Source organism: Arthrobacter sp. P4_H3 (genome assembly GCF_056400885.1).
Genome location: NZ_JBFUKK010000011.1, coordinates 113,314 through 137,379, shown reverse-complemented (window position 1 = coordinate 137,379; position 24,066 = coordinate 113,314). Strand labels below are relative to the sequence as shown.

23 protein-coding genes are annotated in these 24,066 nt (G+C 66.4%); 17 read left to right on the top strand and 6 right to left on the bottom strand.

Going from position 1 to position 24,066, the window contains the following annotated elements:
• Positions 1 to 133: 133 nt before the first annotated feature.
• Positions 134 to 802: an SACE_7040 family transcriptional regulator gene (locus AC1DRE_RS15800; RefSeq protein WP_396020195.1), complete on the bottom strand. Its 669-nt coding sequence runs from the start codon at positions 800 to 802 to the stop codon at positions 134 to 136.
• A 147-nt stretch (positions 803 to 949) separates the two neighbouring features.
• Between AC1DRE_RS15800 and AC1DRE_RS15795 the strand changes: the two genes are divergently transcribed.
• The 7 genes from AC1DRE_RS15795 to AC1DRE_RS15765 all read left to right on the top strand — a co-directional run bounded on the left by AC1DRE_RS15795 (position 950) and on the right by AC1DRE_RS15765 (position 9,050).
• Positions 950 to 2,557: a carboxyl transferase domain-containing protein gene (locus tag AC1DRE_RS15795; RefSeq protein ID WP_476985471.1), complete on the top strand. Its 1,608-nt coding sequence runs from the start codon at positions 950 to 952 to the stop codon at positions 2,555 to 2,557.
• Positions 2,558 to 2,564: 7 nt separating this feature from the next.
• Positions 2,565 to 4,778, top strand: coding sequence for an acetyl/propionyl/methylcrotonyl-CoA carboxylase subunit alpha (locus AC1DRE_RS15790; protein ID WP_476985470.1), 2,214 nt, complete (start codon positions 2,565 to 2,567; stop codon positions 4,776 to 4,778).
• A gap of 75 nt (positions 4,779 to 4,853) precedes the next feature.
• Positions 4,854 to 6,029, top strand: coding sequence for an acyl-CoA dehydrogenase family protein (locus AC1DRE_RS15785; RefSeq protein ID WP_476985469.1), 1,176 nt, complete (start codon positions 4,854 to 4,856; stop codon positions 6,027 to 6,029).
• Positions 6,030 to 6,089: 60 nt separating this feature from the next.
• Complete coding sequence (locus AC1DRE_RS15780) at positions 6,090 to 6,899, top strand: CoA transferase subunit A (RefSeq protein WP_476985468.1); 810 nt, start codon at positions 6,090 to 6,092, stop codon at positions 6,897 to 6,899.
• A gap of 2 nt (positions 6,900 to 6,901) precedes the next feature.
• Complete coding sequence (locus tag AC1DRE_RS15775; protein WP_476985467.1) at positions 6,902 to 7,669, top strand: CoA transferase subunit B; 768 nt, start codon at positions 6,902 to 6,904, stop codon at positions 7,667 to 7,669.
• Positions 7,666 to 8,214 carry a MaoC family dehydratase gene (locus tag AC1DRE_RS15770; protein WP_476985466.1) on the top strand — a complete coding sequence of 183 codons (549 nt, stop codon included), beginning with the start codon at positions 7,666 to 7,668 and terminating at the stop codon, positions 8,212 to 8,214. Before AC1DRE_RS15775 ends, AC1DRE_RS15770 begins: the two co-directional genes overlap by 4 nt.
• A gap of 2 nt (positions 8,215 to 8,216) precedes the next feature.
• Entirely contained in the window at positions 8,217 to 9,050 is an 834-nt protein-coding gene (locus tag AC1DRE_RS15765) for an HpcH/HpaI aldolase/citrate lyase family protein (RefSeq protein WP_476985465.1), read from the top strand.
• Positions 9,051 to 9,110: 60 nt separating this feature from the next.
• Here AC1DRE_RS15765 and AC1DRE_RS15760 read toward each other — a convergent pair whose 3' ends face one another.
• The 4 genes from AC1DRE_RS15760 to AC1DRE_RS15745 all read right to left on the bottom strand — a co-directional run bounded on the left by AC1DRE_RS15760 (position 9,111) and on the right by AC1DRE_RS15745 (position 12,694).
• Positions 9,111 to 9,503, bottom strand: a complete 393-nt coding sequence (locus AC1DRE_RS15760; protein WP_476985464.1) for a universal stress protein — start codon at positions 9,501 to 9,503, stop codon at positions 9,111 to 9,113.
• A 70-nt stretch (positions 9,504 to 9,573) separates the two neighbouring features.
• Entirely contained in the window at positions 9,574 to 11,184 is a 1,611-nt protein-coding gene (locus tag AC1DRE_RS15755; RefSeq protein WP_476985463.1) for a tripartite tricarboxylate transporter permease, read from the bottom strand.
• The gene (locus AC1DRE_RS15750; protein ID WP_476985462.1) at positions 11,184 to 11,687 is read right to left on the bottom strand and encodes a tripartite tricarboxylate transporter TctB family protein; all 504 of its coding nucleotides are present in this window, start codon (positions 11,685 to 11,687) and stop codon (positions 11,184 to 11,186) included. Before AC1DRE_RS15750 ends, AC1DRE_RS15755 begins: the two co-directional genes overlap by 1 nt.
• Complete coding sequence (locus tag AC1DRE_RS15745; RefSeq protein ID WP_476985461.1) at positions 11,684 to 12,694, bottom strand: Bug family tripartite tricarboxylate transporter substrate binding protein; 1,011 nt, start codon at positions 12,692 to 12,694, stop codon at positions 11,684 to 11,686. Before AC1DRE_RS15745 ends, AC1DRE_RS15750 begins: the two co-directional genes overlap by 4 nt.
• A 323-nt stretch (positions 12,695 to 13,017) precedes the next feature.
• Here AC1DRE_RS15745 and AC1DRE_RS15740 point away from each other — a divergent pair, with 323 nt between their 5' ends.
• Together AC1DRE_RS15740 and AC1DRE_RS15735 are read left to right on the top strand one after the other, a co-directional pair.
• The gene (locus AC1DRE_RS15740) at positions 13,018 to 14,625 is read left to right on the top strand and encodes a sensor histidine kinase (protein WP_476985530.1); all 1,608 of its coding nucleotides are present in this window, start codon (positions 13,018 to 13,020) and stop codon (positions 14,623 to 14,625) included.
• Positions 14,622 to 15,308, top strand: coding sequence for a response regulator (locus tag AC1DRE_RS15735; protein WP_476985460.1), 687 nt, complete (start codon positions 14,622 to 14,624; stop codon positions 15,306 to 15,308). The genes AC1DRE_RS15740 and AC1DRE_RS15735 overlap by 4 nt, the downstream gene beginning before the upstream one ends.
• Positions 15,309 to 15,335: 27 nt before the next feature.
• Here AC1DRE_RS15735 and AC1DRE_RS15730 read toward each other — a convergent pair whose 3' ends face one another.
• Entirely contained in the window at positions 15,336 to 16,817 is a 1,482-nt protein-coding gene (locus AC1DRE_RS15730) for a lipase maturation factor family protein (protein WP_476985529.1), read from the bottom strand.
• A 60-nt stretch (positions 16,818 to 16,877) separates the two neighbouring features.
• Between AC1DRE_RS15730 and AC1DRE_RS15725 the strand changes: the two genes are divergently transcribed.
• The 8 genes from AC1DRE_RS15725 (at position 16,878) to AC1DRE_RS15690 (ending at position 23,989) form a co-directional block, all read left to right on the top strand.
• Positions 16,878 to 17,621, top strand: a complete 744-nt coding sequence (locus tag AC1DRE_RS15725) for a TSUP family transporter (RefSeq protein WP_476985459.1) — start codon at positions 16,878 to 16,880, stop codon at positions 17,619 to 17,621.
• Positions 17,622 to 17,667: 46 nt separating this feature from the next.
• On the top strand, positions 17,668 to 18,852 hold the full coding sequence (gene dxr, locus AC1DRE_RS15720; protein WP_476985458.1) for a 1-deoxy-D-xylulose-5-phosphate reductoisomerase: 1,185 nt from the start codon (positions 17,668 to 17,670) through the stop codon (positions 18,850 to 18,852).
• 18 nt (positions 18,853 to 18,870) lie between these two features.
• Positions 18,871 to 20,202, top strand: coding sequence for a M50 family metallopeptidase (locus AC1DRE_RS15715; protein WP_476985457.1), 1,332 nt, complete (start codon positions 18,871 to 18,873; stop codon positions 20,200 to 20,202).
• Positions 20,203 to 20,307: 105 nt separating this feature from the next.
• The gene (locus AC1DRE_RS15710; RefSeq protein ID WP_476985456.1) at positions 20,308 to 20,982 is read left to right on the top strand and encodes a MarR family transcriptional regulator; all 675 of its coding nucleotides are present in this window, start codon (positions 20,308 to 20,310) and stop codon (positions 20,980 to 20,982) included.
• Positions 20,979 to 21,587, top strand: a complete 609-nt coding sequence (locus AC1DRE_RS15705) for a hypothetical protein (RefSeq protein ID WP_476985455.1) — start codon at positions 20,979 to 20,981, stop codon at positions 21,585 to 21,587. The genes AC1DRE_RS15710 and AC1DRE_RS15705 overlap by 4 nt, the downstream gene beginning before the upstream one ends.
• 42 nt (positions 21,588 to 21,629) lie before the next feature.
• Entirely contained in the window at positions 21,630 to 21,923 is a 294-nt protein-coding gene (locus tag AC1DRE_RS15700; protein ID WP_104172518.1) for a YciI family protein, read from the top strand.
• Positions 21,924 to 21,972: 49 nt separating this feature from the next.
• Entirely contained in the window at positions 21,973 to 23,139 is a 1,167-nt protein-coding gene (ispG, locus tag AC1DRE_RS15695; RefSeq protein WP_364120539.1) for a flavodoxin-dependent (E)-4-hydroxy-3-methylbut-2-enyl-diphosphate synthase, read from the top strand.
• Positions 23,102 to 23,989 carry a GNAT family N-acetyltransferase gene (locus AC1DRE_RS15690; protein WP_476985528.1) on the top strand — a complete coding sequence of 296 codons (888 nt, stop codon included), beginning with the start codon at positions 23,102 to 23,104 and terminating at the stop codon, positions 23,987 to 23,989. Before ispG ends, AC1DRE_RS15690 begins: the two co-directional genes overlap by 38 nt.
• Positions 23,990 to 24,066 lie beyond the last annotated feature (77 nt).

Genomic DNA, 24,066 nt, shown 5'->3' with positions numbered 1-24,066 from the left:
TCGGCCGTCGTGGGGCACTGTGAGGCCAATTTACGACGGCGGCGCCACAGTTTTCGGCGTGTCCGTGTCTAAGTGCCCCGGTTAGGCCGCGAGCCGGGTCGCCGGGGAGAACGGACAGCCGGCAGCTTTGCGTCTACTCGCCGGGTACGGGGCTGGCCGTCACCAGGAGGGCGGCGAGGGCCATGCTCTCCAGCAGCGGCCGGGCGGACTTCACGGCGACGCGCCGGCCGTGGCTGCGGACCGAGTGCGGCGTGGAGTTGATGAGTCCGAAAGCCGCGTGGGCGCGCATCCGGAGTTCCGCGGTGTCCGTATCCCCGTGCAACTCCTGCAGCACTTCAACCCACAGCTCCACGTAGTTGCGCTGCAGGGTGCGGACCTCGGCCTGGTCGTTGTCGGAGAGATTGCTGAAGTCGCGGTCCTGGACCCGGATGACGTCAGGGTTGCTCAGGGCGAAGTCAACGTGGAACTGAACCAGGCGTGCCAGCGCCGCAGCGGGGTCGCCGGCATCTGCCGCCACCCGGCGGCCGCCTTCCAGCAGTTCCTGGCTCACGCTGAGCAGCAGCGCCCCCAGGACCGCCTGCTTGCCGGCGAAATGACGGTATACGGCCGGGCCGCTGACGCCCGCTGCAGCGCCCAGGTCCTCAAGCGAAACGCGGTTGAAGCCGTTGAGGGCAAAAAGTGTGGCGGCCGAGGACAGCAGCGCCTGGCGCCGGCTCTCTTTGGCCTGGCTGCGCTGGGTTGTCTGAACTCGCTGGTCCGCCAGGCCCCGCCCGCTCGCCTGGTCGCGCTCGATGATCGGCACATTTCCTCCTTGGAACTGCAAATCCTAGCAATGCAAGCGCGTGTTGGACATCACAGTTAATAGAGACTAACCTAAATCTCAGTTATGCGGTACTAACCGAATCGCTCAGGACGGCCTCGCCAGGGCGTCCGGGAACGGAAGCAGTCAATGGAGACAATCGCCAGCCTGGTGGACACCGGCAGCGCAGCGTACGCCACCAACCGGCAAGCCCAGCTGGCACTTGCAAACGAGCTGAAGGACAGGCTCGCCCAGGCAGCGCTCGGCGGTCCGCAGAAGTCCCGGGAACGCCATGTGGCCCGCGGAAAACTGCTGCCACGCGAGCGCATCGACCAGCTGCTCGACGACGGCAGCCCCTTCCTCGAAATCGCGCCGCTCGCGGCCACCGGGATGTACAACGACGATTCCCCGGGCGCCGGAGTCATCGCCGGGATCGGTCTGGTCCACGGCCGCCAGGTGCTGGTGATCTCCAATGACGCCACCGTCAAGGGCGGCACCTACTACCCGATGACGGTCAAGAAGCACCTGCGTGCGCAGGAGATCGCGCTGGAGAACCGGCTGCCCTGCATCTACCTCGTGGATTCCGGCGGAGCCTTCCTACCGAAGCAGGACGAGGTCTTCCCGGACAAGGAGCACTTCGGCCGGATCTTCTTCAACCAGGCAAAGATGTCCGCGGCCAAAATCCCGCAGATCGCCTCCGTGATGGGCTCCTGCACTGCCGGCGGGGCCTACGTGCCCGCCATGAGCGACGAAACCGTCATCGTCCGCAACCAGGGCACCATCTTCCTGGGCGGTCCGCCGCTGGTGAAGGCCGCGATCGGCGAAATCGTCACGGCGGAGGAGCTCGGCGGCGGGGACGTCCACTCGAAAATCTCCGGCGTCACCGACCACCTGGCCGAGAACGATGAGCATGCCCTCCAGATTGTTCGGGACATCGTCTCCACCCTGCCGAAGCCGGCCGCCCCGGCCTGGGATATCGACGCCGTCGTCGAACCGCTCGCGGACCCCGCCGAGCTCTATGGCGCCGTCCCCACGGACGTCAACGCCCAGTATGACGTGCGTGAAGTGATTGCCCGGCTGGTGGACGGCAGCCGCTTTCACGAGTTCAAAAAGAACTACGGCACCACCCTGGTCACGGGCTTCGCGAAGCTGCACGGCCACCCCGTGGGCATTGTCGCGAACAACGGGGTGCTGTTCAGCGAATCCTCGCTCAAGGGCGCGCACTTCATCGAACTCTGCGACCAGCGCGGCATCCCGCTGATTTTCCTGCAGAACCTCTCCGGCTTCATGGTGGGCAAGGACTACGAGCAGGGCGGCATCGCCAAGAACGGCGCCAAGATGGTCACCGCCGTCGCCACCGCGCGGGTGCCGAAGCTGACCGTGGTGATCGGCGGGTCTTTCGGCGCCGGGAACTACTCGATGTGCGGGCGCGCCTACTCGCCACGGTTCCTGTGGATGTGGCCGGCGTCCCGGATCTCGGTGATGGGCGGCAACCAGGCCTCCAGCGTCCTCGCCACCGTCAAACGCGACCAGTACGAGGCCCGCGGCGAGGAATGGTCCGCCGAGGACGAGGAAGCCTTCAAGGCCCCCATCAAGCAGCAGTACGAGGACCAGGGCAGCCCCTACTACTCCACCGCCCGCCTCTGGGACGACGGCGTGATCGACCCCGCGGACACCCGTACCGTCCTGGGACTGGCGCTCGACGTCGTCTCCCGCACCCCTCTGCCGGAGACCTCCTTCGGCCTGTTCCGGATGTGAGCCAGCCATGACTGATTCTTCGCCGACCGTTCTTTCCACACCCCGGCAGAAGCCGCTGTTCAACACCGTCCTCGTCGCCAACCGCGGCGAGATCGCGTGCCGCGTCATCCGCACCCTGCGTGCGCTGGGCATCCGTTCGGTGGCGGTGTACAGCGACGCCGACGCCGGCGCCCGCCACGTGCGCGAGGCTGACCGTGCCGTCCGGATCGGCCCGGCGGCGGCCACCGAGAGCTACCTCAAGATCGAGGCCATCATCGAGGCCTGCCGCGAAACCGGCGCCGAGGCAGTGCACCCGGGCTACGGCTTCCTGAGCGAAAACGTCGACTTCGCCCGCGCCCTCGAAGCGGCCGGCATCACCTTCATCGGCCCCGGCGTCGAATCCCTCAACGTGATGGGGGACAAGATCCGCTCCAAGAACCACGTCGCGGGCTACGGCGTCCCCGTGGTCCCCGGCATTGCCGAGCCCGGGATGTCGGATGCCCAGCTGATCGAGGCGGCCGCCGGTGTCGGCTTCCCGCTGCTGATCAAACCGTCCGCGGGCGGCGGCGGCAAGGGCATGCACATCGTGGAGCGCCCCGAGGAGCTGGAAGCCACGCTGGCCACCGCCCGCCGGGTCGCAGCCAGCGCCTTCGGCGACGACACCCTCTTCCTGGAACGGCTCGTGCTCACCCCGCGGCACATCGAAGTGCAGGTCCTGGCTGACAACCACGGCAACGTCATCCACCTGGGGGAGCGCGAGTGCTCGCTGCAGCGCCGCCACCAGAAAGTGATTGAGGAAGCACCCTCGCCACTGCTGGAATCCCTGCCTGACGGCGCCGCCGTCCGGGCGCGGATCGGCGAGGCCGCCTGCAACGCCGCGCGCAGCGTCCACTACAGCGGCGCCGGAACCGTGGAGTTCCTGGTCTCGGACAACGCCCCGGACGAGTTCTTCTTTATGGAGATGAACACCCGCCTGCAGGTGGAACACCCGGTCACCGAGATGGTCACCGGGATCGACCTGGTCGAATGGCAGGTGCGGATCGCCGCCGGTGAGGAACTCACCGTCCGCCAGGACGACGTCGTGCTTACCGGGCACTCGGTGGAAGCACGCGTCTACGCCGAAATCCCGGAGCGGAACTTCCTGCCGTCCACCGGAACCGTGCGACTGCTGGACGAACTCCCCGCTCACGCAGATCGCAAAGTCCGCGTGGACTCGGCGCTGCTCGAGGGCCTGGAGATCTCCTCCAGCTACGATCCGATGATCTCCAAGGTCATCGCCTGGGGCAAGGACCGCACGGCGGCCCTCGACACGCTGGACGCGGCGCTCGCCGGGTACACCGCGCTTGGGGTGGACACCAACGTCGAATACCTGCGCCTGCTCATCAACGACGCCGACGTCCGCGCCGGCCGCCTGGACACCGGGCTGATCGAGCGCAAGATGCCGGGCTTCGCCTTCCGCCGCGTAGGCGACGCCGAGGTTGTTGCCGCCGCCCTGTCCGTTGCAGCGCGCAAAGCGGAGCAGGCGAGGCACGAACCTCCTTCGGGGGTGTGGCAACGGAAAGACGGGTGGCGGCCCGGTGGGCACGCGCCACGCAGGATCAGCGTGGGAACGTCCGACGGCGGTGTTGCCACGGTGGCGCTGCGGCAGGAGGCCGCCGGCGAGGGGGGAACGGGCGAGCTGGCGGTGTCGGTGAACGGCGGCCCGTGGCGGACCGCCTCCGTGGACTTCTCAAGCCGCCGTGCCGAGGTCACACTGGACGGGCAGGCGAGGACCTACTCGTTCGCCCTGGTATACGCCGGCCCCGCCACACCGGACCGGAACAACCCGGAGCCGGGCCTCCCCACGGAACTCTTCCTCGGCAACGACGGCTGGTCCGGCCGGCTCGAGGTCCTCACCCGCGAGACCCGGCTGGCCCGCGTCCTTGCCGCGGTCCAGCGTGAGGAGGGCGCGGCCGACCCCCAGGTCCGCTCGCCCATGCCGGGGACAGTGGTGTCCGTCTCCGTCAGCGACGGCGACCACGTGGATGAAGGACAGGTGCTCCTTTCCGTGGAGGCCATGAAAATGGAACACCAGTTGGTGGCTCCCCAGGACGGGACGGTACACATCAGCGCGAAGGCAGGCGACCTGGTCAAGGCAGACCAGGTGCTGGCTACTGTCCACGTATCCGGCCCGCCCGTGGCGGAGGACGCAGCGGAGGATGCGGTGGAGGAATCCGTCATCGCCATGGGCGCGGGAGACTAGCCCGCCCGCCCCGAAACAAAAAAATTCGCTACACCCAACAGACCCGTCACACAGTTAAGACAAGGAAGTCCCAACATGGCTGATTTTGAGCTCAGCGAGGAATACCAGGACCTCAGCAACACCGTCCGCGAATTCGCCGACGAAGTGGTGGCCCCGGTTTCCGCCAGACACGACGAGGAACACAGCTTCCCCTACGAGGTCGTCTCCAAGATGGCCGACATGGGGCTCTTCGGCCTCCCCTTCCCGGAAGAATTCGGCGGCATGGGCGGGGACTACTTCGCCCTGGCCCTGGCGCTGGAGCAGCTGGGCCGGGTGGACCAGTCCGTGGCCATCACGCTGGAAGCCGGCGTCTCCCTTGGCGCTATGCCCGTGTACCGGTTCGGCACCGACGCCCAGAAGGAGGAATGGCTGCCGTCCCTGGCTTCCGGCAAGGCGCTCGCCGGCTTCGGCCTGACGGAACCGGAGGCCGGTTCGGACGCGGGTGGAACCAAGACCACGGCCCGGCTCGAAGTCGTCGGAGGCGAAAAGACCTGGATCATCAACGGCAACAAGGAGTTCATCACCAACTCCGGCACGGATATCACCCGCCTGGTCACCGTGACGGCCGTAACCGCCAGGCACGAGCGCAAGGACGGCAGCATCAAGAAGGAAATCTCCACCATCCTGGTGCCCACCGACACCCCCGGGTTCAAGGCGGAGAAGGCGTACAACAAGGTGGGCTGGAACGCCTCGGACACGCACCCGCTCACGCTCAAGGACGTCCACGTCCCTGAGGCGAACCTGCTCGGCGAGCAGGGCCGCGGCTACGCGAACTTCCTCTCCATCCTGGACGAGGGCCGCATCGCCATCGCCGCCTTGGCCACGGGCGCGGCGCAGGGCTGCGTGGACCTCTCCGTCAAATACGCCAAGGAACGCAGCGCCTTCGGCCACAACATCGGCAAGTACCAGGCGATCGCCTTCAAGATTGCCCGCATGCAGGCCCGCGCCCACACGGCACGGCTGGCGTACTACGACGCCGCCGCGCGCATGCTTGCCGGGAAGCCGTTCAAGACCCAGGCGGCCATCGCTAAGATGGTCGCAGGTGAGGCAGCCATGGACAACGCGCGGGACGCCACCCAGGTGTTCGGCGGCTATGGCTTCATCAACGAATTCACTGTGGCACGCCACTACCGCGACTCCAAGATCCTTGAAGTGGGGGAGGGCACCACGGAGGTGCAGCTGATGCTGATCGCCCGCGAACTCGGCCTTTAGCACCCCGCCAGGGAGCAGCGCAGGGAGCAAAACACGGAGCGTAACCAGGAAGGATCGACGATGATTGACAAGGTTGTTGCCAGCGCCGAGGCCGCGGTGGCCGACATCCCCGACGGCGCGTCACTCGCCGTCGGAGGTTTCGGACTGTGCGGCATTCCGGTGGCCCTGATCGATGCACTGCACCGGCACGGAACCCGGGACCTGGAAACCGTCAGCAACAACTGCGGCGTCGACGACTGGGGCCTGGGGATCCTGCTGAAGGACGGCCGGATCCGCCGCACCATCAGCTCCTACGTCGGGGAGAACAAGGAATTCGCCCGGCAGTACCTTTCCGGCGAACTCGAGGTGGTGCTGACCCCGCAGGGGACGCTCGCGGAGAAACTGCGCGCCGGCGGCGCCGGCATCCCGGCGTTCTACACGCCGGCCGGCGTGGGTACCCAGGTGTCCGACGGCGGCCTGCCGCAGAAGTACGACGCCGACGGCGGCATCGCCATAGCCTCCGCGCCCAAGGAAGTCCGCACTTTCAACGGCGCCGATTATGTGCTGGAGGAATCGCTGACCCCGGATTTCGGCCTCGTTCACGCCTGGAAGGGTGACCGGCACGGAAACCTCGTCTTCCACGCCACGGCCATGAACTTCAACCCGCTGTGCGCCATGGCCGGACGGATCACCATCGCGGAGGTCGAGGAGCTGGTGGAGCCCGGGGAGCTGGATCCGGAGCACGTCCACGTTCCCGGCATCTTTGTTCAACGGGTGGTGGTCGCGCCCCAGGGCGAGAAACGCATTGAAAAGCGGACGGTCGCCGTGGCCGCCGCCGGCAACCCCTCCCGGGGGACTGGCCGGCAAGCAACCGAGCAGGCAGGAGCATAACCGTGGAATCGAACACCACACCGGGAGCCCCGCCCCGCCCCGAGGCCGTCCGCCACGAATACCGGCGGTCCGCCGTCGGGCATCCCGAGGACACCGGCCCGGAGACCAAAGGCTGGACCCGCAATGAACTGGCCGCACGCGTGGCCCTGGAACTTCACAACGGGCAGTACGTCAACCTCGGTATCGGGATGCCGACGCTGATCCCGAACTACATTCCGGCCGGCGTCGAAGTGGTCCTGCACTCGGAAAACGGCATCCTCGGCGTCGGGCCGTACCCCGGCGAGGACCAGGTGGATCCGGACCTGATCAACGCCGGCAAGGAAACCGTCACCGTCAACAACGGCGCCTCGTTCTTCGACTCCGCAGCCTCGTTCGGCATGATCCGGGGCGGGCACGTGGACGTGGCCGTGCTGGGCGCCATGGAAGTGGCGCAGAACGGCGACCTGGCCAACTGGATGATTCCCGGCAAGATGGTCAAGGGTATGGGCGGTGCCATGGACCTGGTGTTCGGGGCCAAGAAGGTGATCGTGATGATGGAGCACGTGGACCGCAACGGCAAGCCGAAAATCGTGGAGAAGTGCACGCTGCCACTGACAGGCAAGGGGTGCGTGGACCGGATCATCACTGACCTCGCCGTCATCGACGTGGTCACCGAGGGCGGCTCCTCCCGGCTGGTGCTGCGCGAGCTGGCTCCCAACGTCACGGCGGAAGACGTCGCCGCGGCCACCGGCGCCGAGCTTTTCGAGGAAGACCAGGAACTGACCGTATGACGACGGGCCCGGAAGGTACGCCCCGCGTGATTGAACAGCGCGGCCTCTACTTCGACGAATTGGACGAAGGAGTTGTTTACGCCCACCGGCCGGGCCGGACGGTCACCGAAACGGACAATGTCCTCTTCACCACCATGACCATGAACACCCAGGCGCTGCACCTCGACGCGGCCTGGAGCGCCGGGCAGCCGTTCGGCCAACGGCTGATGAACTCGATGTTCACGCTGGCCACGGTGGTGGGGCAGTCCGTGCCGCAGCTGACGCAGGGGACCATCGTCGCGCAGCTGGGACTGACCGATGTGTCCTTTCCGCACCCGCTGTACCACGGTGACACCCTGTATACGGAGACCGTCATCACGGGCAAACGCCTGTCGTCCTCGCGGCCCGGGCAGGGAATCGTGACCATGCAGCACACAGGCCGGAACCAGGACGGCGTGGTGGTGGCACTGGCCACCCGCAGTTGCCTGATGTGGACGCAGGAGGCTCACGCAGCTGCCGGGGAAGAATCCGGGCAGAAAGAAAGCACCGAAAAGAGGACAATTTAAGCATGACTTTCCTGATGGGCCCCGCCCTGCTGTTCTGTCCCGCCGACCGTCCCGAGCGCTACCAGAAGGCCGCGGAGCGTTCCGACGCCGTGATCGTGGACCTGGAGGACGCCGTCGCGCCGGGTGACAAGCAGCGTGCCCGCGGCGCCATCCTCGCCCAGCTTGGTGCCACCGGTGACGTTCCCGAGCTGGATCCCAGCCGCACCATCATCAGGATCAACCCGGCCGGAACGGACGAGTTCGAGAAGGACCTGCACTGCCTCAAGCACACTCCGTACCGCCACGTGATGCTGGCCAAGGCCGAAAACCCCGGCCAGCTCAAAGCGCTCGAGGGCTTCAGCGTGATTGCGCTGTGCGAGACGGCCGCCGGAATACTCAACGCCGCCGCCATCGCCGCCGAACCCAACGTGGTGGGCCTGATGTGGGGTGCCGAGGACCTGCTCGCTTCCCTCGGCGGGACCTCCAGCAGGAACGACGACGGCGGCTACCGGGCAGTGGCGCAGCACGCCAGGTCAACCGTGCTGCTGGCCGCCGGGGCCTTCGGCAAAGCGGCCATCGACTCGGTGTACGTCAACATTCCCGACCTCGAAGGGCTGGCCGCCGAGTCCCGCGACGCCGTCGCCTCGGGATTCGGTGCCAAGGCCTGCATCCACCCCGGCCAGGTTGCCGTCGTCCGGGGCGCCTATGCTCCCGCGGAATCGGACGTCGCCGCGGCCAAGGAGCTCCTGGCGGCTGCCGCTGCGGCCGGGAGCGGCGTGTTCCAGTTCAACGGGAAGATGATCGACGGGCCCATCCTGAAGCACGCGGAATCCACCCTGCGGCGGGCAGCCCACTAAGGCAGTGCAGAGGCCGGGAGTCTTACGACTCCCGGCCTCTGCCTTGTTCAGCTGTATCGCTTAGCCCGCCTTCACCGCCAGCACCGGGCAGTCCGCTTCCAGGAGTATCCGCTGCGAGGTGCTGCCCATGATCAGCTTGCCGACGGGGGTGCGCCGCCGCAGCCCGATCACAATCAGGTCGGCCTGGTGTGCCTCCGCCGCCTCCAGGACCTCAATGGCGGCGTCGTGGCCGCGCACGGGCTGGAGGATGACGTGCTCGATGCCTTCCTTGCCGAGACGCTCGTCGATCCCCTCGATTTCGGTTTCCCCGGCATAGCGCTTGTCCACCAGGGCATCGCCGCGGGAGGAATTGATGACCACCAGCTTGGACTGCGCCTTCCGTGCCTCCTTGATGGCCTGGTCGAAGGCGGCTTCGCCCTCTGGTGTTGGAACGTAGCCCACAACGATGGTCATGGTGTCTCCTTGTCTGTGTGATCTGTACTTCCAGATTGGTGTGTTCCGGTAGTGGGCGGTGCCGGGGGAACTAGCCGTGGCCGTCACCGTCGCTGGCGCCACCGCCGGTGCTGGAGCTGTGGCTGTGGGTGCCGGTGGCATCCTTCGGCGCTGACGAACCGGACGTCACCGGAATGCCTGCAGGTGTGGCTGCCGGACGGGCGCGGCGGTACAGCTTGAACAGCAACGGCCAGACCAGGATGATGGCCACAATGATGTAGACCACGACGGCGATCGGCTCACCGAGCAGGCCGTGGGGGCCCAACGGGTCGCCACCGGACAGCTTCAGTGCCTTGCGGAGCTGGTCCTCCAGCCGCGGGCCGAGGATCACGCCGAGGATCAGCGGCAGGACAGGGAGGCCGAAGCGCCGCATCATGAAACCCAAGGCGCCGAAAACCAATAGAAGCACGAGGTCGAAGGCCTGCAGGTTGACCGAATAGGCGCCCAGCGTGGCGAAGAACAGAATGCCGGCATACAGGTAGGGGCGGGGAAGCTGCAGGAGCTTCGCCCACAGTGGAGCCAAGGGCAGGTTGATGAGCAGCAGCAGGAAGTTGCCAATGAAGAGGCTGGCGATCAACGCCCACACCAGGGGACCCTGGCTGGCGAACAGCTGAGGGCCAGGCTGAATGCCGTATCCGGTGAACGCGGCCAGCATCACGGCGGCAGTGGCGTTGGTTGGCAGGCCCAAGGCCAGCATGGGTGTTAGGGTGCCGGCAGCGGAGGCGTTGTTAGCGGCTTCCGGCCCGGCCACGCCTTCGATAGCACCGTGCCCGAACTCCTCGGGGTGTTTGCTGAGCCGTTTCTCCGTCACATAGGACAGGAAGGTAGGGATTTCGGCACCGCCGGCCGGCAGGGCGCCAAAGGGGAAGCCGAAGGCGGTACCGCGCAGCCACGGTTTCCAGGAGCGCTTCCAGTCGGACTTGCCCATCCAGGGCTGGCCCACCGGAATGGCATGGAGCGGGGTGCGGCGCAGGTGCGCCGCAACCCAGAGGGCCTCGCCCACGGCAAAGATGGCCACGGCAACCACCACAATGTCTATGCCGTCAGCCAGCAGTGGAATACCGAACGTGAGGCGGGCCTGGCCGGAGCCCATGCCTACCAGGCCAATTGCCAGGCCAAGGCCCAAAGCAGCGAAGCCGCGCAGCCGGGAGGAGCCCAGCACGGCGGTGACCGCCAGTAGGGCCAGGACCATTATCGCGAAGTAGCTGGGGGAGCCCAGGCTGACGGCGAACTGCACAACGATCGGCGCGAACATTGCCAGCAGGGCAGTACCAATGGTGCCGGCCACGAAGGAGCCGATCGCCGCCGTCGCCAGAGCCTGGGCGGCCCTGCCGGCCTTGGCCATCTTATTTCCTTCGATGGCGGTGATCACGGAGGAGGATTCGCCGGGGGTGTTAAGGAGGATGGACGTAGTGGACCCGCCGTACATGCCGCCGTAATAGATGCCGGCGAACATAATAAATGCGCTGGTGGGTTCGAGGACCTGGGTGACGGGCAGCAACAGCGCCACTGTCATGGCCGGGCCCAGTCCCGGGAGGACGCCGACGGCGGTACCCAGGATGACGCCGATCACTGCGTAGAGGAGGTTCATGGGAGTCAGGGCGGTGGCGAAACCGTCCATGAGGGAGGACCAGACGTCCATTACAGAATTCCTTTCAGGACACCGGCCGGCAAGTGAATGCCAAGGCCCAGGTAGAAGCCGTAAAAGGTGAGAACCGAAAGGGCCACGGAGATGATCCCGTCACGGACGTAATGCCGGCTCCCCAAGGCCCAGGCGCTGCCCCAGAAGAGGATGGTTCCCGAGATCACCCATCCGGCCCAGTCGATCAGCAGGATGTTGGCGATGAAGGCCGCCGCCAGGGGAAGGACGGTTCTCCAGTCGGCGGGGTGCGTGAGGTCAACGTCCTCCCCGCCTTCGGCCTCGCCTTGCCCGCCCCGCAGCACGTTGATTGCCAACAGAACGGCGCAGACAACCAGAAGGCCGGACACCAGGTACGGCAGCGTCTTGGGCCCTACCGGGTCAGTTTGGGAGTACGTGATGGCCAGGCGGCTCGTGTCCAGGAAGACGACGACGCCGGCCACGCCGAGCAGGAGGGCTACCCCCAGCTCGGCGCGGCCTTTCAAGCCTGAGGCTATGGAGCTCATGCCAACCCGAGCTTGGTCAGGACGTCCGCCACCCGCTTGTCCTGTTCGGTCAGGAACGCCTTGAACTCATCGCCCGTGAGGAACGCATCGGACCAGCTGTGCGTTTTGAGGGCTTCCTTCCAGGCCTCGGTGCCATGCATCTTTTCGAGGGCGGCAATGAGCTTGGCCTTGTCGGCGTCGCTGATTCCCGGAGGGGCCACCATGCCGCGCCAGTTGGTGAACACCAGGTCGATGCCGGATTCCTTCAGCGTGGGGGCATCCACGCCGTCCAGCCGGTTCTCGCCGCTGGTTGCCAGCACGCGGACCTCGCCGGATTGAATCTGCTGCAGGTATTCGCCGGCGCCGGAGGCTGCGAAGCCCACCTTGTTGCCCAGGATGGCCGGGAGGAGGTCTCCGCCGCCGTCGTAGGAGACGAAGTTCACCTTGGTGGCGTCGATTCCCACGGCTCCGGCGAGCTGCATGGGCAGCAGGTGGTCGGGGCCTCCGGGGGAGGAGCCGCCGCCCACGCTGATGGAGCCGGGATTTGCCTTCCAGGCGGTGACCAGGTCATCGATGGTCTTGTAGGGCGAGTCCTTGTTGACCATGATGGCGCCGGGCTCTTCAATGAGCTTGGCCAGCGGAGTGGTGTCCGTCAGCTTGGACTCGGACTTGTTGGTGTAGCTGGCGCCCACCACGCCCAGGCCCATGAGCATGGCGAGGTCGCCGTTGCCCTTTTCGTTGACGATCCGGGCGAGGCCCACTGTTCCGCCTGCGCCGGCCAAATTGAACACCTCGGTGTTGGTGGCGACCTTCTCGTCGTCGAGAACCTTCGCCGCGACACGGGCGGTGGTGTCGTAACCGCCGCCCGGGGTGTTGGGGACCATGATCTGGAGACCGGTCAGCGGGCCTGCAGCGGCGCCGGAGCTGGCACCGCCGGTGGAGCTCTTGCCGGTTGCCCCGCAACCGGTGGCCATCAGGGCGATGCCGGCGGCGACGGCGGCAATTCGCAATGCGCGGATCTGGCGCATGGTGTTCCTCTTCTCAGTAAAGTTCTCGGTAAAGCAGGTCAGCAAAACTGACCGGTGATTTGATGCTAGGTCTGAAAGTGACGGGTATCACTCTTGTGTAAGCAGAGAAAGTTAAGTTCATTTCGTTCACGTTTCCGGTTCTCAACCGTCGCGGAGCCTGCTGTGGAAACAGGCCAAGTTCCGGCATTCCGGGGTGGGGTATAGTTCAGCGCATCGCGGCGGATCGGGAGTCCCGCGGGCGCACTCCGGCCTCTGGTTTCACGAAGCCGGCTGAAGTATCACTGAGAAAATAGGAAAGACGGCACGTGACTCGACGAAGAGGAATGTCCCTCGCCGGGCAATACCTGGTGCTGCAGCTGTTGATTGTCCTGGCCGTCCTCGTTGCCGTCGTCGCCATCTCCCTGGCGCAGTCCGCCGCGGCCTTTGAACGGGTCGAAGGCCGCCGCGCGCTGTCGGCCGCGGAAGCGCTGGGCAACAACCCCACGGTCCGTTTCCTGCTGCCTTCGGCCGAACCGCGCGGCAGCGCGGCGCTGTCCTCCGTCGCCGAATCGGTGCGCACTGTCTCCGGGTCCGCGCAAGTGGCCCTCGCCAGACTGGACGGCACTGTGGTGGCATCCTCGGACCCCGGAATGCTGGGCCGTCCACTTGAACTTGGCGGGAGCCGGGTGATGGAGGGGCGGGCCTGGACCGGCGTGGTGGACGGCAACGCCGCTCCGGTACTGTCCGCCCACGTCCCGGTGCTGGATGACGCCGGAAAAATGATCGGCATCGCCTCCATCAGCCGGACCTACCCGTCCACCTGGGAACGGCTGGGCGACGCCGTCCCCAACCTGCTCACTTATCTGGGAGTGGCCAGCGTGCTGGGTGTGGCAGGCTCGCTGCTGCTGGCGCGCCGGGTCAAGCGGCAGACCCTGGGCATGGAACCGAGCGAAATCACCGGGCTGGTGGAGAACCGCGAGGCCATGCTGCACGGATTGAAGGAAGGCGTGGTGGCTCTCGACCCGCACGAACGTATCACCGTGGCCAATGACAGTGCCCGCGAACTGCTGGGCCTGCCTGCCGACTGCGTGGGCAAGGTCCTGGCAGTCCTGCCGGTAGACCCCGCGCTGAAGGACGTCCTGACCCGGGAGCAGCCGGGTCCGGACCAGCTGGTGCTGGTAGGCGAGCGCCTGGTGGTGCTGAACCGCGTGCCCATCCGCTCACGCGGCCGCGACATCGGCTCCGTCACCACCCTGCGCGACCGGACCGAACTCTCGTCGTTGGAGCGGGAACTGGGCGCCACCCGGACCGCCACCGATACCTTGCGCGCGCAGGCCCATGAGTTCGCCAACCAGCTGCACGTCATTTCCGGCCTGATCCAGATCGGTGAGTACGATTCCGTGGTGCAGTTCGTTAATGGCGCCACCCTGGACCGGACCAGGCTCAACGACGACGTGACCAGCCGTATCCGGGACCCGGCGCTGGCTGCCCTGCTGATCGCCAAGTCCAGCCTCGCCACAGAGCGGGGAGTCACCCTCCAGCTTGACCCGGAGTCTGCGCTGGAGCGCGTGGACGACGAGCTCGCCCGGGACCTGACCACCGTGGTGGGCAACCTCGTGGACAACGCCCTCGACGCTGTCACGGGGGCCGCGGAGGCGTCTGTCCGGGTCCACGTGGAGGACAGTCCCGAGGAAGTGGTGGTTACCGTCCGGGACACCGGCCCGGGCATCGATGCTGCGGCCACCGAAGAAATCTTCCGGCAGGGCTTCACCACCAAACAACCGGGACCCGCGGGCGGCAGGGGCTTTGGCCTGGCGCTGTCGCGTGTCGTGTGCCGGCGGAGCGGCGGAGAGCTTGACGTGGCCAACGACGGCGGCGCGGTCTTCACCGCGCGATTGAAACGGGCCCCGCTGAAGCGGATGCCGGCAAAAGGAAGGGTGGCCAAGCCATGATCAATGTCCTGATCGTCGACGACGACTTCATGGTGGCCAAAGTCCACGCCGGCTTTATCCAGCGCACGCCGGGATTCGCCGTCGTGGGGGTTGCGCACACCGGAGCCCAGGCCATGGTGGAAACCGCCCGCCTGCAGCCCGACCTGGTCCTGCTGGACATCCACCTTCCCGATATCAACGGGCTGGACCTCATGACCAGGCTGCGGGAGGCGGCACCGGAACTGGACGTGCTGGTGATCAGTGCCGCCCGCGAGGTAGAGACGGTCCGGCGTGCGCTGCGGGGCGGGATTGTGCACTACCTCATCAAGCCGTTTTCGCAGACGGACCTGCAGGAACGCCTTGAGCACTACCGCAGCGCCTACCAGGGCCTGGACCTGGCCAAGGACGTTGCTGAGCAGTCGGACGTCAACCGGGTCTTCGGGCTGGAAAGCACCGACCGGCCCGAACGCACCGAGCCCCACCTCCCCAAAGGCTGCAGCCCGGAAACCCTCAAGCGTGTGGTGGACGTGCTCACCTCCGCCGAGGCTGACCTGTCGGCCGCCGAAGTGGCCGACCTGCTGGGCACGTCCCGGGTCAGTGCCCGCAGGTACCTCGAATACCTCCACGACGAGTCCAGGGTGGAGGTGCGGCTCAAGTACGGTGCAGGCCGGCCCGAGCGCCGCTACGCCCTGAAGCCTGTGTAACATCGGTGCGGCGGCAATGCCCTGACCTCAGCGCCCCGGCGGGAGGGACAGCGGCGGGATGGCTTCGTACAGCAGGGTCCGGATCCAGCGCTGGCCTGTTTCGCGGTACTCCGCACGGCTCGCGAAGCGGTAGAGGTAGCTGTGCACGCGCACCCACCGCGGGCGGGCGCCGTCGAACGGGTCCTGGCGCAGGAGCCGGAGCACCTGCCCGTCAGCTTCCAGCAGCTTGGCCAGGAAGGCGTAGAACCACTCCTCGTGCACGGTGCGAAGGGGCAGGAACCACATGAGCCAGTCCAGCCGGAGGTGGTACGGGGCCCACTGCCGCGGCAGCCGGCGGACGTCGCCGGGCTTGCCCCGGAAACCGTACTCCCGCCAGTCGGAGTCGTCGTCGGGCTCGGCGTCGAGGGTCCCTTCCACCACGATCTCGATCCGCATTTTGGTCACGGTGCCGAAGGCCCCGTACGTGTTGCCGAGCTGCCAGCGGTTGAAGCTGGCGTTCATGAGCTGCCGGTGCTGGAGGAGGTTCCGGGCAGGCCAGTAGCTGAGGACCAGCAGGAGCACCGTCACGGCGAGCACGATGGCGAGCCACCACACCGGGGTCTGCGTTCCGCCCGTGCCCTCACCGGCGCCCGCGCCCGAACCGGATGCTTGCCAGTCCAACGGGATAACGGGAAGCACAGCGTGGGCCACCGGATCACTGACGGCCGCGAAGGCCAGCAGGATGGCCATCCAGTTGAGCCAGGCAAAGTTGCCGCTTGCCACGAGCCACAGCTGGGTAAAGATGACGATGCCCGCGGCGATGCCGGCCAGCGGCTGCGGGGCGAAGAGGAAGAACGGGACCACCAGCTGCGCGAAATGGTTGCCCAGGACCTCCATCCGGTGCAGGGGCTTCGGTAGCAGGTGCGCCTGGCGGCTCAACGGTCCGGGCATCGGCTGGGTCTCGTGGTGGTAGTACAGGGCGGTCAGGTCGCGCCACTCGCTGCCGCCGCGGATCTTGATCATCCCGGCACCGAACTCCAGCCTGAACAGCAGCCACGCCAGCAGGATCAGGATGGTCCGGGGCGGCGGAGTCTGGTCCGAACCCAGGAACGCCACGATGAAACCCGCTTCAAGCAACAGCATTTCCCAGCCGAACCCGTAGAACGTCTGGCCCACGTTCACGATCGACATGTACAGCAGCCACAGGGACAGGAACGCGAGCATTGGCAGCCATGGCGGCCCGAGCTGGGGGAGCCCCGCTACGATCGTGGCCGCGATGGCCATGCCGCTCCAGCAGACCCATCGCAGCAGGCGGTCCGTGTATCGCCAGAGGAACAGGCTGGGCCGCCGGCGCCGCCTGAAGCTGTCCACGTAGTCGGGAACCGGGAGCAGGCCACGCTCGCCGAGCAGCGCGGGGAACTGGTTGAGGCAGGAGAGGAACGCCACGAAGAAAATCGTGGCAATGCCGCGCTGCAGCACCTGCCGGGCGAACTCATACTCCGGCGCGTCGAACCACGCGGTCCACTCCACGTTGTTCACGTTACGCCTGCCGTCCACGGCGTCAATGCACTGCAGCACTAGGACCGAACCATGTTTGCGCTGGTGCTCACCGCTGTTGTCGCCGGGGCGATGGCCCAGCGTATTGCAGGCCTCGGCTTCGGCCTCCTCGTATCGCCGGTCCTGGTGGTGCTGCTTGGCCCCTTTGACGGGGTGATGATCATCAACCTCTGCGGCGCGGCGTCGTCGCTGCTGATCCTGTCCCGGGTGTGGCGCCACGTGAACTGGCGGCGCTACGCCGGCCTTGCCGCCTCCGCGGTGGTGGGCGTGGCCCCGGGTGCCTGGCTCGCCAGCAATGTCCCCGCGGCGCCGCTGGAAATCTGCATCGGTGTGCTGCTCATCATCGCCCTGCTCGCTTCCCAACGGCTGACCCGTAGTGCCTGGCGCGCCGGCGGGCCGGTGCCCATGATGTCCTTGGGGTTTTCCAGCGGCCTGATGAACGCCGCGGCAGGCGTGGGCGGACCGGCGATCACTGCCTACGCCATCGCCACGCGCTGGGACCAGAAGAGCTTCGGCGCCACCCTGCAGCCGTACTTCGTCACCACGGGCCTGTCCTCGCTGCTGACCAAGTACTTCTTTTCCGGCGGGCATGTTCCCGCCCTCGAAGGCTGGCAATGGCTGGGGGTCCTGGCCGCCATGGTGCTCGGAATCGTCGCAGGGGACCTGCTGTCGGGGCGGGTGCGGCCGGCAGCCGTCCGCCGGATTGTGGTGGTGATCGCCTACACGGGAGCCGTATCCACGATTACCAAGGGCATGGTGGAGCTGGCCTTCGGGTAGGCCGCGCAGGCGCCGGCATGCCAGTCACGTGCGGGATACTTAACGGATGCAGCCACGCAGAATCGTTCTTCTCGGATCCACCGGTTCCATCGGCACCCAGGCGATAGACGTCGTCGACGGCGCCCCGCACCTTTTCGAGGTGGTGGCGCTGAGCGCCGGCGGCGGCAACCTTGACCTCCTTGCCCGGCAGGCCGTGCACACGAAGGCGAAGGCCGTGGGTACCGCCAGCGGCGATGCGTCCGCCCTGCAGGAACTGATCGACGACGCCGCCCGCGCGGCCGGCATCACCGGCTACCGCCCCGAGATCATCACCGGCCCGGACGCCTCCACCAGGATTGCGGAGATCGACGCGGACGTGGTGCTCAACGGCATCACCGGCTCCATCGGGCTGGCACCCACGCTGGCGGCCTTGAAGTCAGGCGCCACCCTGGCACTGGCCAACAAGGAGTCCCTGATCGTCGGCGGTGCCCTGGTGAAGGCTGCCGCGCGGGAAGACCAGATCGTCCCGGTGGATTCCGAGCACTCCGCCATCGCGCAATGCCTGCGCTCCGGCACAGCCGCCGAGGTGGACCGGCTCATCCTGACGGCCTCCGGCGGTCCCTTCCGCGGCAGGACCCGCGAGGAACTGCACAATGTCTCGCCGCAGGATGCCCTGGCGCACCCCACCTGGGACATGGGCCTGATGGTCACCACCAACTCCGCCAGCCTGGTGAACAAAGGCCTTGAGGTGATCGAGGCACACCTGCTGTTCGACATCCCGCTGGACCGCATCGACGTCGTTGTCCACCCGCAGTCCGTGGTCCATTCCATGGTCCAGTTCGTGGACGGCTCCATCATTGCCCAGGCTTCGCCGCCGGACATGCGCCTGCCCATCGCCCTCGGGCTGGGATGGCCGGACCGTGTCCCGAAGGCGGCCACGCCGTGCGACTGGAGCCAGGCAACCAGCTGGACCTTCGAACCGCTCGACGCCGGGGCGTTCCCCGCGGTCGCTCTTGCCAAGGACGCTGCCAAGCAGGGAAGCACCTATCCCGCGGTTTTCAACGCCGCCAACGAAGAGGCCGTGATGGCCTTCCACTCCGGGCGGATCCGGTTCACGGACATTGTGGATACTATCGAAGCGGTGCTCAGCGAACACCCAGGATCTTCCGGGCTGACAGTTGAGTCCGTGCTGGATGCTGAAACGTGGGCACGAGCGCGCACCCACGAACGTTTAGCAGTGAGCAGTCTCTAGGAAGCAGCAGATCTAAGCATGAGTCCCGTCATTCTCTTCATCCTCGGTGTCGTCTTTGTGGCGATCGGCATCGCAATTTCCATCGCGCTGCATGAGGTGGGCCACCTGGTTCCGGCCAAGCTGTTCAAAGTGCGGGTCACCAAGTACATGATCGGTTTCGGCCCCACGCTGTGGTCCAAGCGCAAGGGGGAGACCGAGTACGGGGTCAAGGCCATCCCGCTGGGCGGTTACGTGTCCATGATCGGCATGTACCCACCGAACAAGGACGACGGCACCGTGCGTCCGTCCAGCACCGGGATGTTCCAGACCCTCGCCACCGAGGCACGTTCCATGGCCCACGAGGAAGTGGGACCCGGTGACGGGAAGCGGGTCTTCTACCGGCTTCCGGTCTGGAAGAAGGTGATCGTGATGCTCGGCGGTCCCGCCATGAACCTGCTGATCGGCGTGGCGCTGACGGCCGTGCTGCTCATGGGATTCGGGATCAGCACACCCACTACCACCATTGCGGACGTCTCCAAATGCCAGGTCAAGGCCGGGGAGACCGTGGATCCGGATTCCGCGGACTGCAAGCTCACTCCTGCGGCTGCGGCACAGCTCAAGCCCAATGACACCATCACGTCCTTCGACGGCAAGGCCGTGACTACGTGGGACGAACTCACCGGTTGGATCCGTTCGTCGGCCGGCCGGGAAGTCAACATCACGGTGGAACGGGACGGCTCGCCCGTCACCACTACGGTGACTCCCGTTCTCTCGGCCCGGCCGGTCATCGGCGCGGACGGCCGGCAGGCCACCGATTCCAACGGAACCCTGCAGTACCAGGAAGTCGGCTTCCTGGGGATCGGCGCGCAGACCGCCCTTGTCGCCCAGCCGGCGTCGTCCGTTCTCCCCATGGCGGGGGAAAACATCCAGCAGGTGGCCGGCGTCGTCCTGAACCTCCCCGCGCGGGTGGTGGGCGTGGCCAAGGCGGCCTTCAGCGAAGAGCCCCGCGATCCCAATGGACCCATCAGCGTGGTGGGTGTGGGCCGCGTGGCGGGTGAAGTGGCCGCCATGGAAGAGGTCCCGCTGCAGTCCAGACTGGCTGCGCTGGTGGGGCTGCTGGCCGGCCTGAACTTCGCGCTGGCCGTGTTCAACCTGGTCCCGCTGCTGCCGCTGGACGGCGGCCATGTGGCCGGGGCGCTCTACGAAGGCGTCCGACGGCGAGTGGCCAAGTTGTTCGGCCGGCCCGATCCCGGTGCGTTCGACATTGCCAAGCTCCTGCCGGTGACCTACGTGGTGGCCGCGCTGCTGATGGGCATGAGTGCGCTGCTGATCTATGCGGACATCGTCAAGCCGGTAAATCTCTTTGGATAATCAGCTTCCAGCGTCTTGGAATCAATAATCAGCCTTTTTTGACTGATATGTACAAATCAGTCGAAAACGATTGATTTAAGATAATCGGTCGATTACGTTTGCGGTATGTACGTACTCACCATCGACCAACGGGGCAGCACGGGGGATAAGGACCGGGTGCCCGGCCTGCTGGCTGAGCTGCACCGCATCTCAACCGGCGGCCGCTTCGAACGCTCCGTCGGCGACGAAGTCCAGGGCGTGGTGGAGCAGGCGGCGGAAGTAGTCGAAATTGCACTTCACGCCCTGCGCAGCGGCCAGTGGTACGTCGGAATCGGAGTGGGCGCCGTTGACCTGCCCCTGCCTGCGAGCCCGAGGGAAGGATCCGGGCCGGCGTTCGTTGCTGCCAGGCTGGCCGTCGAGAAAGCCAAGTCTGCTGCATCCCATGTGCCGTTGTCCGTGGTTTCCGGCGGTCTCCGCCGCGGTGGCGCACTGCTGCCGGCGGCCGAGCCCGGCATCCGGGCCTGCGCGAACGCTGAAGCGGTCCTCCGTCTCATCGGGCGCCTGGTGCAGGAACGTACGGACGCCCAGTGGAAAGTCGTGGACACCCTTCGGGTGCTGCAACAGGACACGGCCGCCAGGCACGGTACCCAGAAGCTTGCGGCTGCAAAACTGGGAATCACGGAGCAGTCGGTGAGCCGTGCCGTGCTGAGGTCCGGCTGGCAGGAAGAATGGGCGGCGAGGCCGGCCGCCGGGATGCTTCTGGCCCTGGCCCATGACGCAGTCCTGGAAGGACAAACGTGAACGCGCTCTGGATTACGCTCGCCCTCCTGACGGCAGGCTTCGTCGGCTGGCCGGTCACCGCCCTGGTATTCCGGCTGGCACGGACCATCGACGATAAGGCGGACGCGGCCAAAGCCGCCGAAGACAGAGCTGCCGAAGACAAGGCGGACGCCGCCAGGGCCGCCGAAGAGTCGGCTGACGACCCCTCCGCCGACGTTACCGTGGACCAAAAAGCAGCGGACAACGTCACATCCGGCAAGGATACGGCGGACAAAGTATCGGCGGACCGGGGGACCGTCGACGGGGAGATCACCGTTGCCGCGGACGAAACCCGGGACGAAACGGGAAAGGCAGCCAAAGCGGCAGCAGGCCCGCCGGCGCACACCACGCGGATCCTGCGCGGCGGTGCCATCATCGGCGTCCTGGAAAGGCTGGCAGTGTGCCTGGCCATCCTCACCGGCCAGCCCGTGGCCATCGCCTACGTGGTGGCCATCAAGGGCCTGGGGCGCTTCGCCGAACTGAAAGAGACCCCCGTAGCCGCGGAGAGGTTCATCATCGGCACGCTGGCCTCCATGCTGTGGGCCGCCGGGGTTGCCGCCGTTGTCAGGGTCCTCTTCCTCAGCTGAACCGGATACAAACTCGGGCGGGCAGGGCGATAGGGTATCCGTATGACTGTTTTTGCTGTTGAGTACGTATATGCCCCCGAGTCCACCGAAGCGCGGAACGCCGCCCGTCCGGCGCACCGGGAATGGACAGCCCGGCTGGCCAGTGAAGGCGCACTCCTCGCCAGCGGACCCTACGGCGACGGAGCCGGTGCCTTGCTCATCTTCAAGGCTGACGACGAAAACGCACTGAACGGGATCCTCAAGCAGGACCCCTTCGCCGCGGCCAGCGTGATTGCCGGCACGCGCACCACGGAATGGGCCCCCGTGACCGGCCTCCTGGCCGAGCACGCCGCCTAGCCAGCCGGAACCACACACCATCGACACTTCGATCTAAATAGGAGTCCACGTGACCTCGGTCAGCCTGGGAATGCCGTCAGCACCGCCCCCCGTCCTCGCTCCGCGCAGGAAAACCCGTCAGATCAAGGTGGGCTCGGTGGGTGTCGGCTCGGATTCGCCCATCAGCGTGCAGTCGATGACCACCACCCCCACCACGGATATCAACGCCACCCTGCAGCAAATTGCTGAGCTGACGGCGTCAGGCTGCGACATCGTGCGGGTTGCCTGCCCGTCCGCGGACGACGCCGAGGCCCTCCCGATCATCGCGCGCAAATCGCAGATCCCGGTCATCGCTGACATCCACTTCCAGCCCAAATATGTCTTCGCCGCCATTGAAGCGGGCTGCGCCGCGGTGCGCGTCAACCCTGGCAACATTCGCAAGTTCGATGACCAGGTCAAGGAAATTGCCCGCGCCGCCAAGGATCACGGCACGTCCATCCGGATCGGCGTCAATGCAGGATCCCTGGAACCGGGCATCATGAAGAAGTACGGCAAGGCCACCCCGGAAGCGTTGGTTGAGTCAGCGGTCTGGGAAGCTTCGCTGTTCGAGGAGCACGGCTTCCACGACTTCAAAATCTCCGTCAAGCACAACGACCCCGTGATCATGGTCGCCGCCTACGAAATGCTTGCCGAACAGGGCGACTGGCCCCTGCATCTTGGCGTCACCGAGGCCGGACCGGCCTTCCAGGGCACCATCAAGTCCGCCACGGCCTTCGGTGCGCTCCTGTCCAGGGGGATCGGCGACACCATCCGTGTTTCCCTCTCGGCCCCTCCCGTCGAGGAAATCAAGGTTGGCAACCAGATACTGCAGTCGCTGAACCTGCGACCCCGCAAGCTTGAAATTGTCTCCTGCCCGTCGTGTGGCCGCGCCCAGGTGGACGTCTACACCCTGGCTGAGCAGGTCACGGCGGGCCTCGAAGGCATGGAGATCCCGCTGCGCGTTGCCGTCATGGGCTGCGTCGTCAACGGCCCCGGTGAAGCCCGTGAAGCCGACCTGGGCGTGGCGTCCGGCAACGGCAAGGGGCAAATCTTTGTGAAGGGGGAGGTCATCAAGACTGTTCCCGAGAGCGAAATTGTTGAGACACTGATCGAAGAGGCCATGCGTATCGCTGAAGAGATGGGGGAGGCCGATGGCGAAGATGCTGTCAAGGGTAGCCCCGTGGTTAGCGTCTCGTAAGGAGAATGCAGGATCCGGCGTATCAATCCGGGTCCTGTCCGGGCCGGACACCGCCATGTTGCGGGAACTGGCCCGGACCGACGTTGTGGCCAACGTCTTCATCCTGTCGCACCTGGCTGCGATGGGAAGTGCCGCGCCCACTGTGGGCGGGGCCAGTATCTTTGGCGTGTTCGACGGCGACGACCTCGTGGGCGCGTGCTGGGCGGGGGCCAACCTTGTACCCGTGCAGCTGGACCCGGAACTTGCCGGACTCGTGGCCGGGCACGCGCACCGCTCCGGCCGCCGCTTCGCCTCCATCTTCGGCCCTGCAGATACCGTCCTGGCCATGTATGAACAGCTGGAGCAGCTGGGGCAGGCTGCCCACGAGGTCCGGGCCGACCAGCCGCTGATGACCATCACCGGGCCACCCGCCGTACTGGCAAATTCGGATCTGGGTTTCGGCCAGCTCGCCGACTTTGACCGGATCCTGCCTGCCTGCGCGGCCATGTTCGAAGAGGAAGTCGGCTACTCACCGTTCCTCGGCGGCCGTGAGTTCTACAGCAGGCGCGTCGAAGGACTCATCAGGCAGGGCCATTCCCTGGTCCACCTCAACGCGGACGGTCAGGTCCTGTTCAAGGCCGAGCTGGGCGCCGTCACCGCCGACGTGACGCAGGTCCAGGGGGTCTGGATGAACCCTTCCTTCCGCGGGCTCGGGCTCAGTGCCGGCTACATGGCCGCCGTCGTAGAACTGGCGCAGCAGCTCGCGCCTGTCACCAGCCTGTATGTCAACGACTACAACGCGCGCGCAAGGGCAACGTACGAGCGCGTGGGCTTCCGCCAGGTGGGCACGTTCGCTACAGTTCTGTTCTAGCTGGCCGGTACCGGCCGGCATTCGAACTTATTGGGGGATAAATGAATACGTCTGTTGTGCGCTATTTCGGGGGATCT